Origin of the sequence: Micromonospora sp. NPDC049891, from assembly GCF_040660295.1 — a bacterium.
Taxonomy (GTDB): domain Bacteria; phylum Actinomycetota; class Actinomycetes; order Mycobacteriales; family Micromonosporaceae; genus Micromonospora.
This window is the reverse complement of sequence record NZ_JBFAML010000005.1, coordinates 217,001-234,935: the sequence shown is the minus strand read 5'-3', so window position 1 is coordinate 234,935 and position 17,935 is coordinate 217,001. Positions and strand designations below refer to the sequence as shown.

Here is a 17,935-nt window from a genome sequence, read left to right as displayed (position 1 = left end):
CCGTGCCGACCTGTCCGAGCGCACCTTGAAGGGTGCCGGGAGAGATTGGACATTGCGGCCCTGCCATGCTCAGGCCCTCGCTTGGCCCCGGTGTCTTGATCCCGCGCCTTAGCGTGGCGGGGTGGCAGCATCCCGCATGGCACCGCCGTCGGAGATGAGCCGCCGGCTGACGTTCCTGTTCGCGGTGGCGGCGGGAGTGGCCATCGGCAACCTGTACTGGGCGCAGCCGCTGCTCAGCCTCATCGCAGCCGATTTGCGTGTCGCGACCGCAACGGCCGGCTGGCTGGTCACCGCGACACAGGTCGGGTACGCCGTCGGTGTGCTGTTGCTCGTGCCGCTCGGCGACGTCCTCGATCGCCGCCGGTTCGTCCCGGTGATGCTCCTGGTCTCGGCCGTCGCACTGCTGCTGTGCGCGCTGACGCCGTCGATCGGCGTACTCCTGCTCGCACTGGGCGTGCTCGGCGTGACGACAATCTCCGGGCAGATCCTCACACCGCTTGCCGGGGACCTGGCCGGCGATACCCACCGCGGTCGGGTCGTCGGCATGGTCGGCTCGGGGACCCTCGCCGGTATCCTGGCTTCCCGCACGATCAGCGGGTTCGTCGCCGACGCCGCCAGTTGGCGGATGGTCTTCGTCCTCGCCGCGGTCGTCGCGGTCCTGCTCGCGGTCCTGCTCTACCGCGCGATTCCACCGCTGCCACCGCGGACTCGCATGCCGTACCCGCGGCTTGTCGCCTCGGTCGGCACGGTGGTCATGCGCGAGCGGGCGGCCCGGTGGACGCTGGTCCTGGCCGCCACGGGATTCGCCGCGTTCTCGCTGTTCTGGACGGCGCTGACGTTCCTGCTCAGCGGCCCACCGTTCCGGTACCCGGTAACGGTGATCGGGTTGTTCGGGTTGGCTGGCCTCGCTGGTGTGCTTTCGAGCCTGCACGGCGGCCGTCTGCACGATCGAGGTTTGTCGCTTCCGGCCACCGGCGCGGCCTGGGTCCTGGCCCTCGGCGCCTTCGCCGTCGCGGCGTTCGCCGGCCGGTCCGTCGTACTCATCATCATCGCGATTGTCATGATCGATGTCGCCCTCCAGACGCAGGCCCTCCTCAACCGGGCGCGGCTGTTCGCCCTCTCCCACCAGGCCCGCAGCCGGCTCAACACGGCGCTGGCCACCGGCAACTTCATCGGCGGCGCGATCGGCTCCGCCGCCGCGACCACGCTCTGGTCCGCTGGTGGCTGGACAGCGGTCACGATCACGGGAGCGGCACCTTGCTGTTTCGCGCTCACCGTCTGGGCGCTGGGACGTCGTGGCCCACTCGTGATCCGCTCCGCCGTGACGGACGGCACTGTGGCGGACCGCAGTGAAACCTTCCACGACCACGCAATACGCAGTGCTCGTAGTGCCCCGGAGTACGGCTCAGCGTGACGCCCTCGTGCGCAGTCCGTGCGTCCGCTCTTCGGAACGGTCGGACGCAGGGCGTCCGCGATCCTCATCACGCTAGGTGCGCCCGGTTGGCAGCATGTGCGTGCATCTGATCAAGCGTGGTTCTCGAGTCGCTCAGGGGAGAAGGGTGCGCCCCTCCCAGGTTCCGTGTTCAGACAAAGGGCGGAACCGCATGAACGCGGATTCGTGGTGGAAGTCCCGGCGATGCTGTTCGGCCATGGCGACGGTATGTGTATGGGCCTGTGGGACGGCGCTGCGGCCGTGAACCATGTCGGTCATCTCGCGGACGCTGCGCCAGATCGTGAAGGTGGAGAACGTGTGGGGCGGGCGTACCGCTGCGGTGGCGAACGTGGTGCCGGGGTGGCTGGCGACCAAGCGTTCGACGGGCCGCCCCCACTTCAGGAACCGGGGTAGTTCGAGAACCTTGAGCCGGGCGAGGGTGACGGCCACAATTGGCTCCTCCGGATCCCACCGGCCCGCCTGCACCGGCAGGCCGGCGAGCGCGGCCACCTCGCCGTAACGCCGCAGGTACTGCAATCGCACATGCCATCCGCCGTCGAGCTGCCGCCCTAGATAGTCGTCTGCGAGGAACCGCTCCAACGCCGATTCGTCGTCCCATTCGGCGAACATCGCAAGGCGTCGCAGCTGCATCCGTTCCACCGACAACGCCGGGGAGCCGAGTCGCATGAGCGCGAGGCACTCGGCGTGCCGCAACCCAGCAGCCTGAGGCCTGCGACGCAGTGTGCGCAAGGTCAAGACCGGCGGAAGCAGCGCGAGATGGAACGAATGCATCATCGGCCCATGATCCCAGTCGTCCGCACGCGTCCCCTCCCGCAGCGTGCGGGCTGGCGGCGGGACGTAGATCAAGCCGTCGTTCCTGTGGATGATGTACCGCTGCGGCTGGGCCACCAAGCCAGGGCAGGAGCGCGACACCACCGCCAGCCACAACGCGCTCAGTGGCACGGCGGGACGCTGGGCCTTGCCGTCGTCGGTACGGGTACTGTGACGCCCGGTCGGCAGCAGAAGCGCGCTTCTCGAGAAAGAGAGCATGTGTAGATGTGCATTGTCTCGCTGGTCGTGGATGCGAGCGCAGTGCGTGACGGCCGCGTGGTTCCAGGCATGAGTTTCGTCGCGGTCGACCGGCCGGAACGCCGTGGAGATCGCCGGATTGGCTGCGGGTAGGCGTCACGTAGATCAAGCCGTATCGGCCGGCGGTACCGTGGTGTCACGATGAGCCCGGTGCTGGACATGCAGAAGACGTGAGCTCTGAGGACCGGTTTCGGCGCGTCTACGCTGGCAACTTCGAAGCGCTTCTCGCGTACGCGTCACGTCGTGTCCAGCAGCCGGACGACGCCGCCGACGTGGTCGCGGAAACCTTCCTGGTGGCGTGGCGGCGCAGCGCCGACCTGCCCTCCGACGATGAGATCCGGCTGTGGCTGTACGGGGTGGCCCGCCGAGTGTTGGCAAACCACCACCGCAGCGGAACCCGCCGTGAGCGGTTGGGTGAGCGACTCCGGCAACGCCTGACCGCGGTGTCCACGCCCGATCCGGGCAGTGAGGTGCCGCAGCGGCTTGCCGTGCGGGCCGCGCTGCGCCGGCTGAACGACACGGACCGGGAGATGTTGCTGCTCACCGTATGGGAAGGCCTGCAGCCCCGGGAGGCAGCGGAGGTGGTCGGGGTGAGCCCTGCCGCGGCCCGGACCCGCCTGTCACGAGCGCGGGCCCGGCTGCGCGAACTCATCGGTGACGACCCTGACGCACCCGGACATGTACTCGATGTCCTGGCCGTACCCGTCCCGAAGGAGGGCAGATGACCGACGAGCACCTCGACCGCCTGGTTCGAGACGCCGACCCCTATCGACCTGAGATCATCCAGCGCCTCGATGGGGCGGATCAGCATCTCTTGGAGGAGATCATGTCCACCCCGAAACTCGATTCGGTGCCGGCGAGACCGCTGCGCCGTACCCTCGTCCGTCAACTCGCCGGCGCCACGGCCGCAGCGGCGGCCGTGGCCGGCGTCATCGCCGCCTCGACGCTCTGGTCCGCGCAGCCCGACGACGTGTACGCCGGACCGACCGGCCTGCCCGACGCGGGCACGGCCGCGATCAGCGGGTGGGAACTCGACCTGAAGGCTGCGCAGGAGCATCCGCGCCTGCTCATTGATGAGCCGGGTTGGAAAGCGGTAAGCGTCTACGGGTTCGCCGAGGAGAATGGCAGCATCGAGTTCCGCAACGGCGACCGCAGCCTGCAGATGAACTGGTACCCGGACGAGCAGTACCAGCGCTACTACGACGACCGGCTTCAGGTCAGCGAACCGGAGGCCACCACCGTGGCCAACCGGCCGGCCAGCATCTTCACCTACAGCAAGAACGACATGTCGGCCATGCTCAAGCCGCAGGACGGCACGTTCGTCGAGTTGCGCACCGGGGGCAACTGGACCCGGGCCACCTTCAACGGAATCCTCACCCACGTGATCAAGGTGGATGCCAAGTCGTTCCTCAAGGCGCTGCCGCCGGAGATCGTCACGCCGGGCGACGTCCGTGAGGAAGCCGCCAAGATTCTCGCCGACATGCCGGCCCCGCCGGGCTTCGACGTGTCGGTACTGGACAACGCCGGAGCTAACGACCCATACCAGTTCGGCGCCGCAGTGACCGGCAGGGTCACCTGCGACTGGATCGCCGAGTGGATCCGGGCCGACTCCGCCGGTGACGAACAAGCGGTCAAGCAGGCAGCAGCCGCGTTGCGCAGCAGCCACCAGTGGAAGGTGCTGCACGACATGAACGACGAGGGCGACTACCCCGAGGTCGTCTGGAAGATCGCCGACGAGGTCGCCGACGGTGATGTCCCAAAGTCGTACAAGGACGGCCTGGGCTGCTGACCCAGCCAGCCAGGGGAAACAACCGGCGCCTACCGAGTTGCCAGTGCGACAGGGATCGACACCATCGGGCTGCGGCTCGCACGAGATCCTGCATGAAGGCACATCAGGGCCTCTTTCCATTCCTATGGAGAAGTTCCGCACCGGCAGCCTGAAAACTCGCGGAAGAGGTTGTTGACATCCGAAGGCTCGGGCTCAGAACCGCTCACCGTCGGGCGACACTCTGGACCCGGCCTTCTCCCAGGCGGCGAACTTGCTCGTCTCCACCACGCTGCGGGCCAGCCCGATCGCCTCCCGCAACCGGTCGAGATGCGAGCCGGCGCCGTCCAGGCGGTCCCGCTGCGTGCTCAGCAGCACCGCCGCGCAGGCGAGCGCGTCGGACGCCGCGCTGATCTCGGGCACCCGCCACTGCGCCGACGCCCGCAGTTCACCGGACAGCTCCTCCAGTCGATGCACCGTCACCGCCAGGTCCACGGTCGGCTCTCCGCGGCCGCTCATGACGGTCAGGCGCCCGTGACACGCTTGGTGACCAGGCGGTTGCCGAGCACGAGGTGGTCGATCTCGGTGCTCAGGAAGCAGTTCAGCGCGTCGGCCGGGCTGCACACGATCGGTTCGCCGGCCACGTTGAAGGACGTGTTGATCAGGCACGGCACGTTGGTGAGCGTGGTGAACCGCTGCAGCAGCGCCGCCAGCCTCGGGGTCTGCTCGGTGGTGACGGTCTGCACCCGGGAGGTGCCGTCGACGTGCACAGCACCTGGGATGACCTCCCGGAACTCCGGCCGGACCGGGAAGACGAAGGTCATGTAGGGCGACCGGATCTTCCGGCCCATCTCGAATACCTTCGGCGCGTCGTGCTCCATCACCAGCGGCGCGAACGGCCGGAACGGCTCCCGGTGCTTGACCCGATTGTTGATGATGTCTTTGATGTCGGGGAAGTTCGGGTTCGCCAGGATGCTGCGGTGCCCGAGGGCCCGGGGGCCGTGCTCGATCCGGCCCTCGAACCAGCCGATCACGACCTTGCCGGTGAGCAGCTCGGCCACCTGGTCGACGACCTCGTCGTCGGTCAGCCGGGCGGTCCACTCCACCCGGTCCGCGAACTCACCGAGCGCCCGCTCGACCTCGGCGTCGTCGTACTCCGGCCCCAGGTACGGGGTGACCGACGGCGCGTACTTCACCTCGGCGGTGTTGGTCGGGTGGTTGGCCCACGCGAACACCGCCGCGCCGATGGCCACACCTGTGTCACTGGCGCCGAAGCTCACCGAGACGTCGGAGAACCGCGAGCTCTCCAGCAGCTCGGTGTTGTTGACGCAGTTGAGCGCCACCCCACCCTCGACCAGCAGGTGATCCAGGTCGGTCCGGGTCTCCAGCGCCGCCACCTGGTGCCGGGTCACCACGGTCACCATCTCCTGGACCGCCGCCGCGACCCGGGACTGGTACTCGATGGTGGTCTGTGCTGGACCGAAGTGCTTCTCCAGCAGGGGCTCGAACTGCCGCGGGTTCTCCAGGTCGTTCGGCAGGACCATGGTGTACCGCCCACCCTCGTGCAGTTCGACGAAGTGCTCCAGGAACGGGTTGGGCGACGGCGGCTCGCCGAACCCGGCCAGGCCCATCACCTTGTATTCGTCGTTGTTGGGTACGAATCCCAAGAACCGCGTGACGCAGGAGTAGAGATTGCCCAGCGAGTCGTTGGCCGTTACGAACGAGTCCTCGAAGACCCGGATCCGGCCGTCCCGGATCTCCCCGGTCAGCGACGACAGCAGCTCGGCCCGGCCGTCGCTGATCAGGAATGCCGCGTCCTTGGCCCCCGCCATGTAGTAGCCCGTCATCGCGTGGGCGAAGTGGTGCGGGACGAATACCACCTTCGCCGGGTCCGGGGTGAACCCGGTACGAGCGGCGAAGTCGGCCAGGATCGCGTCGTGTCCCAGCACCGTGGCGAACACCATGCCGATATGGTTTAGACGGACCAGCTTCTCCATCGGCGACATCGGGATGGACGCCAGTTCGGCCAGCGTGCTGTCGAAGACCTTGGCGTCGAAGTTCCACGGGATCGCGATCAGGTCGACGTCACCGAAACCGATCCCCGCATGATCCAGGACCCAGCGGATCGAGTTGATCGGGAAGTCTGAGGTCTTCTTCTGCCGATTGAGGCGCTCCTCCTCCACCGCGGCGACCAGCTCGCCGTCCACGAGCAGCGCCGCGCCGGCGTCGTGCCCGAGCAGATAATGCTTCTCGGTGCCAACTGCGCCATAATGTTCAGCAAACATCTCCGCACTGCGGGAAAAACCGTTGCATCCCAGAATGATCATCAGCTGGCATCCTTTTCTCTGGTCACGCTGCGGTTTGGGCTGCCTTCGCGATCAGATGTCCCTTTCGGAAGCTATCCGCGTGTAGATCGCGGGGCAAGGTGCGCAGCACACCAGTGGGCGTGCATTCCTCACGGTTGTATTCCGTTTCTGTGGGGGTGACGTGTCGTGCAGCACGGCGGCCATTGGTACCTGCTCGACCTCCTCGCGACTGCCCGCACCCAATCCGGCCGGGGACACATCCACCGACTCCTGCGCTTCTACACCCGCTGCGCCACCACCGACCTGCCCGAACTCCATCGACTCGCCACCACCATCGAGACCTGGTGGCCACACATCCACGCATTCCTGGCGCGCCGACGGGTTGTGCTCGTAGTCCCTGGACTGGGTGGACGTCGATGCGTTGCTCATCCGGCCCCACGGCTGTGTCGCCTGGGCCTTGCCTACGGACAGGACCTCGGCGCCACCACGCTGGTGCGTGCGCTGGGCACCTGGTTCGGCCAGTCGGCCTGAGCGCCGTTCTAACAGTCGTCTCAGGTTCGCTCGGTATGAAAGTCGGCATCAGATGAGCGATGTAACCCGTATGTAGGGGGCCAGTGATGGCAGTCAACGCAGCGCCGTCCGGGGAAGCGCCGGCCGGTCTGCTGGCAGGCCGGTGGGTGTCGTGGTTGGTGATTGGCTTGTGGGTGGCGCTGGCGGCGGTCGTGGTAACGGGCGTGCACGCTCGCGCTACCAAACCAGTTCGCCGAAACGGCATACCGGCACTGTGAACAGGGACAGCACGCGCCCGCTTCCGTCCCAGATCGCTCGTCGAATCCGGACATCGAACGGTGAGGCAGACCTGCTCCATGACCAGCCACTCATCGGAATCCCTTACAAAACCCTGATCAAGCACTTATCGGAGGTCTTGTGTCCTCACGTCCAGATTCCACGGTCGTCGATCGGCAGTTCGGGAGCGCGCTGTCAGCCGACGCTGATGACGCTGCGGCCATGCTCGTCGGTGCCGTCAAGCGATACGGTTCCGGCCAGTCGGCCGTCGTCGCGCTCGACGACGTCACCATCGCGTTCCCGGCGGGGAAGTTCACGGCGGTGATGGGCCCGTCGGGTTCGGGAAAGTCGACGATGATGCACTGCGCCGCGGGGCTGGATCAACTGACGTCGGGTCGCGCATTCGTCGGCAGCACCGATCTGTCGGCCCTCGACGACCGCGAGTTGACCAGGCTGCGCCGAGAACGGATCGGGTTTGTGTTCCAGGCGTTCAATCTCGTGGCGACGCTCACGGCTGAGGAGAACATCTGCCTGCCGTTGACGTTGTCGGGGCGCCGGCCGAGTGCCGCAGTGCTCGATCAGGTCGTGTCGCTGCTGCGCCTCGGTGATCGCATGCATCATCGGCCGACGGAGCTCTCGGGTGGCCAGCAACAGCGAGTCGCCGTAGCCCGGGCGCTGGTCGCCCAGCCGCAGGTGGTTTTCGCCGACGAGCCCACCGGCAACCTCGACACCCGGTCCGGACAGGAGATCCTCGGATTCCTGCGATCAGCAGTCGATCTGCATCACCAGTCGATCGTGATGGTCACGCACGATCCCAACGCCGCTGCCTGGGCGGACCACGTCGTGTTCGTCGTCGACGGCCGAGTGCACGACGTGATGGATCACCCGTCGGCCGATGCGGTGATCGACGTGATGAGGGGCCTGGGGCGATGAGCCAGATGATGCGGAGTGCGGTTCGAAGCGTACTCGCAAGTCGGGGTCGGTTCGTGCTGACGGGCGCGGCGATCGCGCTGTCGGTGGCGTTCCTCGTCGCGACGCTGGTGCTCTCCGACTCGATGCGTGGCCGGGCGGCCGGTGACATCGCCGAAGCGTTGGCTGGGACGGACGCCGTGGTGCAGGGCGTCGTCCTCGGTGAGCCTGGCGGCGGGCCGGGAGATCCGGAAAGGTCGGTTCGGCGATCACTGGAACCCGACATCACCGAGCGCGTGGCTACGGTCGATGGCGTCGACGGGGCCGCCTCGCAATGGGTCGGCTTCGCGAAGCTGGTCGTCGACGGATCGTCAGTCGGAACCGGCACGGCGAGCGACGTCGGTCGCAACTGGGTCGCCGACCCGGTGCTCAATCCGTTCCGGCTCACGAGCGGGCGGCCACCGATCGAGGTCGGAGAAATCGTGATCGATCGGTCGCTCGCCGGTGACGCAGGCTTGGCTCCGGGTGACGTCGTACAGGTCCTGACCGCGACGGGGATACACGACGCGACCATCACCGGTGTCGCGACGTTCGCGTCGGCGGACGCGGCACCGCTGCAGCGAACGGTGCTGTTGCCCGACGGAGCGGTGTCCGCCTGGCTCGACACTGCGGCGCCGACGGAGGTGCTCATCGACGTCGCGGAGGGCGCTGACCGCGCCGAGGTGCTCGGCCGATTGTCGGCGCTGACTGATGCCGAGGTCATCGACGGGCCCGACCACATCCGGACGATGCAGGACGCCGCGACGTCACCGCTGCAGTTCCTGACCGTGTTTCTCCTGGCCTTCGCCGTGGTCGCGGTGTTGATCGGTGTGACGATCATCTTCAACACGTTCGCGCTCACCGTCGCCCGCCGCCGGCGGGAGTCGGCGCTGCTGCGTGCGATCGGTGCGGAACGACGCCAACTGCTCGGCGGAGTGGTGATCGAGGCGGCGCTCGTCGGGACGGTCGCCACGATCGTCGGCCTCGTGTGCGGGATCGCGGGAGTGGGCGCGCTGCGCTGGCTCGTCGGACTCGCCGGGATCACGTTGCTCACCGGGCCGTCGATCGTGAGCACGACCTCGATCGCGGTCGCCGCGACCGTCGGTATCAGCGCAACGATCCTGTCGGCATGGATCCCGGCCCGCCGCGCGGCGGCGACACCGCCGATCGAGGCGCTGCGCGAGAGCGCGGCGGAATCCCGGGTCGTGAGCCCGGCGCGAACTGCGAGCGGGCTCGTGCTCGCCGCGGCGGCGATCGCTGGAGGAGCTGTGGCTGTGGTGCGCTCGAGCGCGACGTGGATCATGCTCGTCGTTGCCATCGTCCCGGCGCTCGTGCTGTGCGGCCCGGCGATCGTGACCGCCGCAGCGCGTGGGAGCGCTCAGGTGGCCCGCCGGGCCGCCGGTGTGTGTGGCTCGATCGCGGCGGGCAACCTGGCTGCGAGCCCCCGTCGATCGGCGTCGACGGCGCTCGCGCTCATGCTCGGCACCGCGATGGTGACGATGTTCGGGATCTTCGCGAGCTCACTGACGAGCGGGGTCGGGACGGACGTTCGTGAGGGACTGCAGGCGGACCTGGTGGTCACGTCAGCGACCGCCGACTTCCCGACGATCGACCCCACCCTGGCCGGCCGGATCGCAGCGTTGCCCGACGTCGACGCAGTCGCTGCACTGTCGGTCGCCGAAGGGATCGTGGCAGGGAAAGCCGAGGCGATCGGCGGCATCGACCCGACGGCACTGCCCGCCACGTTCGACCTCGACCTGATCGCCGGCGACCTCGCCGACCTGAGCGAGGGGGGAGTGGCCGTGGTCGGCGACGACCCGACGCTGCTCGGCGGCACCCTCGCGATCGAGTTCGAACGCTCGACCCTCGAGGCGCCGATCGTTGCCGTGGTCGCGAGGAGCACCGGCGGTTTCGAAGCGCCTTTGTACTTCGTCGGCCGTGCGACGCTCGACGCCTTGGTCGGCCGTCTGCTCGACGCTCTGTTGTTCGTCGACCTCGCCGACGGGGTGGTCGCGGACGCGGAGGAGGACGTGAGGGCGTTGGTGCGAGCCACGCCCGGGTCGTTCTTCGAGACCCGGGCAGAACATGTCGCCAACAGCGGGAGCGAAATTGCCGCGTTCCGGAACTTCATCGACGGGATGCTCCTCCTCGCGAGCTTCATCGCGCTCCTCGGAGTCGCCAACACCACGGCGCTTGCGATCAATGAACGCTCTGGAGAGCTCGGACTGCTGCGAGCGGTCGGCACGACTCGCCGAGAGCTGCGTCGAATCGTGCGGCTCGAGGTGGCACTCCTGTCGTTCGTGGCTGCTTCGGTCGGTATCGCCGTCGCAGTCGGCTTCGGTTGGGCGTTGATCGACGTCACCGGTGGCGCGGAGATCCCATCGGTCGTCGTACCGTGGTCCCGCCTCGCAGTGACGCTCGTCGTTGCGGTCGCGGCCGGCGTCGTCGCTGCGGCGTGGCCCGCGTTCCGGGTCTCCCGGGTGCCCGTGCTCGAGTTGGCGGGCCGGGACCGCTGATGCGCAGGTCCTGCACCTGGACCGGGCGGCCCACGAACGGTCCCGGTGCAGGAACCTCTCCGGCGGAGCACCCGCCCGCCATCGGTCGCGACGGTGGTCATGCCGTGACGCACACGGATCACCGCACCGGTCGCGCCGATCCCGCTGGACTGTTCCGTTTCGTGCGCCGGAGCGTCCGTGACCGGCGCGGAGGATCTACTGTCTGGTTGCCGGGTGCGATGCTGGTCATCTGGTCCTCCCCTGCTCGCGAGCCGACGGTGGGTTCCATTTCTTCCGTAAGAGCGCGGTCCCAGCGACACGCTAATCCTGGCCTCAGGTTGATTGGGGAGAATGAGCGGCAAGAGCGTCGGCTGGAAGGGGGCGGGTCGGCGTGCGGATCATGATCGCGGATGATGACGCGGCCATCCGTGAGTCGTTGGAGCGGGTGCTCCAGGTCGAGGGTTACGACACCAGCACCGTCGCCAACGGTCTCGCCGTGCTCGACGGACTCGGCGGGGCCGGCGGCGACGCACTGGATCTGCTGATCCTCGACGTGATGATGCCCCGCCTCGGCGGGTTGGAGACCTGCCGGCGGTTGCGGGCCGCGGGTCGGGATCTGCCGGTGCTGATGTTGACCGCCCGTGACCAGGTCTCCGACCGGGTCGCGGGGCTGGACGCGGGTGCCGACGACTACCTGCCCAAGCCGTTCGCCACCGAGGAGTTGCTGGCCCGGGTGCGGGCCCTGCTGCGCCGCCGCACGGCGGGCGACGGCGAGTCGCAGATCCTGTCGTTCGCCGATGTCCGGCTCGATCCCGACAGGTTCGAGGCGTGGCGTGGCGGGCGGCCGCTGCGCCTGACCCGGACCGAGTTCTCCCTCCTGGAGGTCCTCGTGCGCAACGCGACCCGAGTGTTGACCCGCGACGCGCTGTTCGAGGCGATCTGGGGCTTCGACATGAGCGCCACCGCCAACAACCTCCAGGTGTATGTGAGCTACCTGCGCCGCAAGATGGAGGCCGAGGGCGAGCCACGATTGATCTACACGCTGCGCGGCCTGGGATACACGTTGCGGGAGACCCCTCCGTGAGCAGGCCCGCCGGCCGGGAACCGCGCCGGCTGACCCGATGGTGGCGCCGGCGGTCCCTGCGGACCAGGCTGACGGTGATCGCGGCGACGGCCATCGCCGTCAGCGTGTTCATGGCCTTTCAGATAGCCAGCGAGCTGCTGGACTGGCAGCTGCGGGACACCGCCGAGAATCAGTTGCGCGCCGAATCCCGCGTCCTGGCGACGAACGCGGAGCGCGCCGGTCTGGCGCAGGTCCCGCTACCACCGTATCCCGGATCCGGTCCGCTGGTGCGGGTCATCCTGCCCGACGGCTCGACCCGGACGCCGGTCGGCCAACCCGCGCTGCCCCCGGTCAGCGAGCACGCCGGGCGCGTGGCGCAGGGCGGCTTGGCCGACCTGATGGAGTCGAACGACAGCGACGAGGAGGGCTACCTCGTCTACACGCTCCGGGCGGGCGACGGCGCGGTCCAGGCGGCCCGCGTCGTCGACGACAGCCCGGTCAACCAGTTCGGGTTCGGCATGCTGCTGATCGGGCTGCTCTGCGTGGTCGGCGGCGCCCTTGTCGGGCGGACCGTGGCACGGACCGGGCTGGCACCGATCGACCGGCTGACCGCCGCCGCGGAACGTGTCGCGCACACCCGGGATCTCGACGCCCACATCCGGGACGAAGGCGGTGGCGAGATCCGGCGGCTGATCCAGTCGATCAACGACATGCTCGCCGCGCTCCGGGACTCCCGACAGGCCCAGCGGCTGCTCGCCGAGGACGCCGCCCACGAGCTCAAGACCCCGCTCACCAGCCTGCGCCTCAACGTCGAGCTGCTGATCCGGCTCGATCGGCGCGGCACCCTGGACAGCGCACTGCCGGCGGAGAGCCGGACCCGGCTGCTCAACGATCTCGGCGCTCAGGTGGCCGAGTTGAGCACCCTTGCCGCCGAGCTGACCGAACTGGCCCGCGGTGACGTCAGCGACGAAAACACCGAGCTGCTCGACTTCGCCGACGTGGTGGTGGCCGCCGCGACCCGGGCGCGTTCCCGTGTGCCCGACATCGAGTTCGCGCTCGACCTCACCTCCGTGTGGGTGAGCGGCCGTCCCGCTGCGCTCCAGCGGGCGGTGCTCAACCTCATCGACAACGCCGGCAAGTGGTCCCCCGCAGACCAGCCGGTCCAGGTCCGGCTCCGTGCCGAGGGCGCGTCGGCGGTGCTCGAGGTCGACGACGCCGGGCCGGGCATCGACGCCGCCGACGCACCGCGGGTGTTCGACCGGTTCTACCGTGCCGACAGCGCCCGGGCGTTGCCCGGATCCGGTCTCGGGCTGTCGATCGTGCAGCGGGTCGTCGACGCCCACAGCGGCCGGGCCACCGTCGCCCGCTCCGCACGCGGTGGCGCGCTGCTCCGGGTCGACCTTCCGGCCGCGACCCCGCCCGCCCCGATCGCGCACAGCGCCGCCGGGGAGGACAGCGCGGTGCGCTGACCCACCCCCCACCCCCCGCCCCGGCGTCGGCGTAGGACAAGGGACGGCGGCCCTCGGGCACGGTCCGCGGTGCTCGGGGCAGGAGACCGCAGTGCGCTGGCGTCGACCCGCGCGGTCAGGCAGGCGTAGAAGCCGGTTCTGAGCTGAGAGCTTGGCTTCCGTCCATCGACGGCACACTTTCGTGGGCGTGGCTTCGGGCCCAGCTGCGACCGGCCTTGAGTCTCGTGCGGCTGTCGAACGGCGCTCCGGAGAGGTAGTACCGCGGTACCGCCTCACTCCCGAGGATGAGGCCGCAGTACGACGAAACGGGACAGAATCAGGCCTAGCGTTCAGGCCATGAGGAAACCTAGTAGGCCACTGTGGAGGTTCGGGACGGGCTCCATGGCGCTGGCGACGGCGTTCGCAGTTGCCGCCTGCGGGCCGGACGCCGACAACAGTTCGGCTCCCGCCGCGACCGGATCGCACGGCGCGCACGCGGGCGGGTCGTCAGCTCCACCGCAGCCGCTGCGCGCCGGCGAGCGGTTCGTCGACCTGAAGATGCCCGAGGCATACACCCCCGCGCCGCCGGAGGGCGGCACGGACGAGTACCGGTGCCAGATGATCGATCCGGGCCTGACCAAGGCGGCATTCCTGACCGGGACCCAGTTCACGCCGGAGAACGTCGCCATCGCACACCACGCCATCGTGTACGCGGTGCCGCCGGGCGGCGCTGCCGCGGTGCGCGAGCAGGACGCGAAGACCCCCGGCCCCGGCTGGCAGTGTTTCGGCGGGACCGGCGTGGCCGGCGCCGAGGTGGAAGAGGGGGACGCGGCGTGGGTGGACACCTGGGCACCGGGCGCCACGGAGACGCTGCTCACGCAGGACGCCGGCCACAAGCTGGAGCCGGGCAGCCTGCTCATCCTCCAGATCCACTACAACCTGCTCGCGACCGACGGCAAGCCCGCCGGGTCGGACCGCTCGGCGGTGCGGCTACGGCTGACGGACGGCACGCCGCAGACGCGGGAACTCGAGACGTGGTCGCTCGACGCGCCGACCGACCTGCCCTGCGCCGCCGACGAATCGGGCCCGCTGTGTGACCGGGCGACCTCGATCGCAGACGTGACCAAGCGGTTCGGTCCGGAGGTCGGCGAGATGGCGGACCGTCAGGTGGAGGAGTGCAACCAGGGCGGCGAGCCGAAGCCCGGTGACACCCAGACCTGCGACCACAAGGTGGAGGCACCGATGACGCTGTTCGCCGGTTTCGGCCACATGCACATGCTCGGGCGGGCCATGAAGGTCGAACTCAACCCGGGCACGCCGAAGGCCAAGGTCGTGCTGGACGTGCCGCAGTTCGACTTCGACAACCAGCGGTTGATGAAGCTGCCGTCGCCGGTGGAGATCGGCCCGGGGGATACGCTGCGGGTGACGTGCACGCACGACGCGGGGCTGCGCAAACGCGTGCCGCAGCTGAGCAAGCTGCCGCCGCGCTACGTGGTGTGGGGCGACGGCACCAGCGACGAGATGTGCATCGGCATCATGACGGTTTCCCCCCGCAAGTCCTGACGAAGCGCGAACGTGTGTGAGCTCATTGAGGTCAACAAGCCGAAAGACAGCTCTGAGCTCACACACGTGGGCACTGAACTCACATCCGTGCGGCATCGCGGCGGTCGGACAGGCGGTGACGTGGGCGGCTGCACGTGGACCCGACAGCGGAGCGGTTGATCACCCGGAACGGATCGGCCCGGAGCGGTGCGGCTGGGAACTACGATCGTGCCCCTGAGGGACGCGCGAGATGAAGCGCTAATTCGGCCGGGTGAGTCTCAGGTCGTAGGCGAGGGTGACGGCCTGGATCCGGTCCCGTGCGCCGATCTTGGCGAGGACCCGCCCGACGTGGGTCTTCACCGTCGACTCCGACAGCGTGAACCGTTGTGCGATCTCGCCGTTGGTGAGGCCGTGGCCGATGGCGACGAGGATCTCGTGCTCGCGGTCGGTCAGGGAGTCAAGCCGGGGATCCTGCCGCACGAGGCCGCAGAGGTCATCGTCGAGCCGGTCGACGAACGCGTCGAGCAGCCGCCGAGTCAGCGCCGGCGCGATCACCGTGTCCCCGGCGGCGACGGCCCGGATGCCGGCGAGCAGTTCCTCCGGGCGGGTGTCCTTGAGTAGGAAACCGCTCGCCCCGGCCCGCAGCGCGGCGAGCGCGTACCGGTCCACGTCGAACGTCAGCACCAGGATCCGCGAACGCCCGCCGGCGGCGACGATGCGCCGGGTGGCCTCGATCCCGTCGACGCCCGGCATGCGAATGTTCATCACCACCACGTCGGGACGCAGTTCGGTGATCCGCCGAACGGCCTCGGCGCCGTTCTCGGCCTCGCCGACGAACTCGGTGTCGGGGGTGCTCTCCAGCAGCATCCGAAACCCGAAGCGCTGCAGCGGCTGGGCGTCCACCACGAGCACAGTGATCATGAACGATGCCTTTCAGGGTCGCGTGGACGCTCCCACCGCCGCCCGGTGCGGGGCTGGCGCTGACCGTGCCGCTGTAGAGCGCGGCGCGTTCGGCCATGCCGGCGAGGCCGAGACCCGCGTCGCCCGGCGATGCCTACTTCATACCGAGCGAACCTGAGACGACTGTTAAACGGCGCTCAGGCCGAATGGCCGACTGCGCGGGTCCGTCGTCGGGCGGGCCGCTGTCGTGCACGACGATGGGGACCTGGCAGGAGTCGGCCGCCAGGCTCAGGTCGACGGTGGTGCGCGGACCGACGCGCCTGAGGGCGTTGGTCAGGGCCTCCTGCACGCCGAGGTCCAGCGGGCCGGGGCTGCCGTGTAGCGGAAGGTGACCTGCAGCTGAAATTGTGGTCATGACGTGCCTGCGGGCGCGGTATGAGCCACTTTCATTCTGTGTGCGGTTCGCCTCGACGTGGTGCAGGACGAGGATGGCCTGCACGATCTCGGTTGCGCGGCGAGGGCAGCAGCCCAGTTCGACCGGGACTTTCCAGGTCTCGAGGGCGGCTGGTTGCTTGCCGCTCAGCGATTGATTCGTTCCTGGACCCAGGAGAGCATCGTGCTGCCGTAGTCGGAGCTGATGGCCTCAACGGCGTCGGCCCCACCGACGGTCGGTAGATGAGTGCAGCCGGCAAGCCGGTGGATGGTCAGGTCACCGGTAGCGGCGGCGCGCCGCCACACGGCGATGCTGTCCTCGGCGGGAGTCCATTCGTCGGCCTCGCCGTAGAACAGCAACGTCGGACAGCGCACCTGCGCGATGACCGGCTGCGGGTCGTAGTCCATGTCGTCCCACGTGCCGGAATAGCTGTGCAGGTCACGCGGGACGTACACGAGTGGAAACCACGGCCGGTCGGCGTACCGGTCGATGACCGCCTGAGCGCTTTCCCGGTCGATGTGCCCGCGTACGACGCTCTCAAGTGCTTCTCGCAGACGGGTCAGGTCGGCCAAGTCCGCGCTTCCGTAGCCGCGTAGGAGCAACTGCTGCGCTGTCCCGTACCTCATCTGAACCGCCGGGCTCACACCGCTGCTGGCCACCAACACGAGGAAAGAGACCAACTCGGGCCGACGGGCCGCGACTGCGGACGCGGGCCAGGCGCCCTGGCTCCAGCCCCACAGGCCCACCGGGACGTCGCCGATGTGTCGGCGCACCTCCGCGATAGCCGCCACGGCGTCACCGGCCTGGACGGCGTACGGCACGTCGCCCTGCTCACGCGGACGACGGTCGAAGCGCAGCACCGCCACACCGGCCGCAGGAAACGCACGCGCCACGTGCTCGTACAGGAAGTACGAGCGCTGCGGCCTGCCAGAGCCGTGCAGGACGACGACCGCGCCACGCGCCGGCCTGTCCGGCGGCACGTCCAGCGTGGCTGGTAGGGACACGTCGCCAGCATCGATGAACAGCTCCACGCAGCGAGTCAATCAGTCACAGGCAACGACGCCGCGCCCAGCCTGAGCGGTGGCTTTCGGCCAGCAACGTTGAGCGCCCAACCGGAGCTTCGGCCTTCCACGCCCCGACATGCACTGTCACCGGAAGTCCGAGAGCGCGCCGATCAACAGCAGCGGACGCAGCGAAGGCTCGGATCGCGGCCAGATGAGTGCACCTGATCTTGGGTCAGGTGGCAGTGAAGATCACTGCACGTTCCGCTGCGGCGGCTCGGTCGTAAAACGCCTTGACATCAACGAAGTTGCGCCAGGTGTACTCGAAGTCTTCGTCGTCATGGGCGCCGTCGTAGTCGCGGTCATCGATGGCATCGAAGCGGCGACGTAGCCAGGTTCGGTCGACAGTCCGCAGAGCCTCGGCCACATCCCGCACCTTGGCGGCGCTGACGTACACGACGTAGTAGTCATCGTCTAGGTGTCGGCCACCGAGCACCGCATGGGACAACGGATATACGCCGCCCTCTGGGTCGAGCGTGCCATCGGTCAGGCAGCGATGGATGGCGTCCCAGGCTTTGTCGGTGTCGACCTTCGAGGCGTCATCGTCCCAAGACTCCTCGATGTCCTCAAGGAGTTCGCCCACCTCGTCGCCGTCGTCCGCCGCTAGCAACGAGCGCCCCTGCTCCGATGTGATGGCGAAGTGCACCCCCAACATGCCGGCGATGCT

14 protein-coding genes and 2 pseudogenes are annotated in these 17,935 nt (G+C 68.7%); 10 read left to right on the top strand and 6 right to left on the bottom strand.

The annotated features are described in order from the left end of the window. Positions 1-121: 121 nt before the first annotated feature. The 4 genes and pseudogenes from AB0I71_RS09755 to AB0I71_RS09740 all read left to right on the top strand — a co-directional run bounded on the left by AB0I71_RS09755 (position 122) and on the right by AB0I71_RS09740 (position 4,310). Positions 122-1,414, top strand: coding sequence for an MFS transporter (locus tag AB0I71_RS09755; RefSeq protein WP_357582826.1), 1,293 nt, complete (start codon positions 122-124; stop codon positions 1,412-1,414). An 880-nt stretch (positions 1,415-2,294) separates the two neighbouring features. Further along, positions 2,295-2,360, top strand: a pseudogene (locus tag AB0I71_RS09750) (DUF4291 family protein); the annotation flags it as partial. 331 nt (positions 2,361-2,691) lie between these two features. Beyond that, positions 2,692-3,246, top strand: a complete 555-nt coding sequence (locus tag AB0I71_RS09745) for an RNA polymerase sigma factor (protein WP_357582825.1) — start codon at positions 2,692-2,694, stop codon at positions 3,244-3,246. Continuing rightward, on the top strand, positions 3,243-4,310 hold the full coding sequence (locus AB0I71_RS09740) for a hypothetical protein (protein ID WP_357582824.1): 1,068 nt from the start codon (positions 3,243-3,245) through the stop codon (positions 4,308-4,310). The genes AB0I71_RS09745 and AB0I71_RS09740 overlap by 4 nt, the downstream gene beginning before the upstream one ends. Positions 4,311-4,502: 192 nt before the next feature. Here the strand turns inward: AB0I71_RS09740 and AB0I71_RS09735 are convergent, their stop codons facing one another. Next, a complete protein-coding gene (locus AB0I71_RS09735) occupies positions 4,503-4,805 on the bottom strand; it encodes a hypothetical protein (protein ID WP_357582823.1) in 303 nt (100 codons plus the stop codon). A 5-nt stretch (positions 4,806-4,810) separates the two neighbouring features. Next, entirely contained in the window at positions 4,811-6,613 is a 1,803-nt protein-coding gene (locus AB0I71_RS09730; protein ID WP_357582822.1) for a carbamoyltransferase C-terminal domain-containing protein, read from the bottom strand. Positions 6,614-6,778: 165 nt separating this feature from the next. Between AB0I71_RS09730 and AB0I71_RS09725 the strand changes: the two genes are divergently transcribed. The 6 genes from AB0I71_RS09725 to AB0I71_RS09700 all read left to right on the top strand — a co-directional run bounded on the left by AB0I71_RS09725 (position 6,779) and on the right by AB0I71_RS09700 (position 14,895). Then, positions 6,779-7,123, top strand: a complete 345-nt coding sequence (locus tag AB0I71_RS09725) for a hypothetical protein (protein ID WP_357582821.1) — start codon at positions 6,779-6,781, stop codon at positions 7,121-7,123. 477 nt (positions 7,124-7,600) lie between these two features. Next, positions 7,601-8,311 carry an ABC transporter ATP-binding protein gene (locus tag AB0I71_RS09720; RefSeq protein ID WP_357582820.1) on the top strand — a complete coding sequence of 237 codons (711 nt, stop codon included), beginning with the start codon at positions 7,601-7,603 and terminating at the stop codon, positions 8,309-8,311. A 53-nt stretch (positions 8,312-8,364) separates the two neighbouring features. Beyond that, positions 8,365-10,842 carry an FtsX-like permease family protein gene (locus AB0I71_RS09715; RefSeq protein ID WP_357582819.1) on the top strand — a complete coding sequence of 826 codons (2,478 nt, stop codon included), beginning with the start codon at positions 8,365-8,367 and terminating at the stop codon, positions 10,840-10,842. A 370-nt stretch (positions 10,843-11,212) separates the two neighbouring features. Continuing rightward, positions 11,213-11,905 carry a response regulator transcription factor gene (locus AB0I71_RS09710; RefSeq protein ID WP_357582818.1) on the top strand — a complete coding sequence of 231 codons (693 nt, stop codon included), beginning with the start codon at positions 11,213-11,215 and terminating at the stop codon, positions 11,903-11,905. Continuing rightward, positions 11,902-13,353, top strand: coding sequence for a HAMP domain-containing sensor histidine kinase (locus AB0I71_RS09705; RefSeq protein ID WP_357582817.1), 1,452 nt, complete (start codon positions 11,902-11,904; stop codon positions 13,351-13,353). Before AB0I71_RS09710 ends, AB0I71_RS09705 begins: the two co-directional genes overlap by 4 nt. A gap of 381 nt (positions 13,354-13,734) precedes the next feature. Further along, positions 13,735-14,895 (top strand): monooxygenase, encoded by a 1,161-nt coding sequence (locus AB0I71_RS09700; protein ID WP_357582816.1) that lies wholly within the window; start codon positions 13,735-13,737, stop codon positions 14,893-14,895. 237 nt (positions 14,896-15,132) lie between these two features. Here the strand turns inward: AB0I71_RS09700 and AB0I71_RS09695 are convergent, their stop codons facing one another. The 4 genes and pseudogenes from AB0I71_RS09695 to AB0I71_RS09680 form a co-directional block, all read right to left on the bottom strand. Continuing rightward, positions 15,133-15,795, bottom strand: a complete 663-nt coding sequence (locus AB0I71_RS09695; protein WP_357582815.1) for a response regulator transcription factor — start codon at positions 15,793-15,795, stop codon at positions 15,133-15,135. A gap of 436 nt (positions 15,796-16,231) precedes the next feature. Beyond that, positions 16,232-16,339: pseudogene (locus AB0I71_RS09690) on the bottom strand (IS5/IS1182 family transposase); the annotation flags it as partial. A 14-nt stretch (positions 16,340-16,353) separates the two neighbouring features. Continuing rightward, entirely contained in the window at positions 16,354-17,238 is an 885-nt protein-coding gene (locus tag AB0I71_RS09685) for an alpha/beta fold hydrolase (protein WP_357582814.1), read from the bottom strand. A gap of 205 nt (positions 17,239-17,443) precedes the next feature. Further along, on the bottom strand, positions 17,444-17,923 hold the full coding sequence (locus tag AB0I71_RS09680) for a YfbM family protein (protein ID WP_357582813.1): 480 nt from the start codon (positions 17,921-17,923) through the stop codon (positions 17,444-17,446). Between the last annotated feature and the right edge of the window lie 12 nt (positions 17,924-17,935).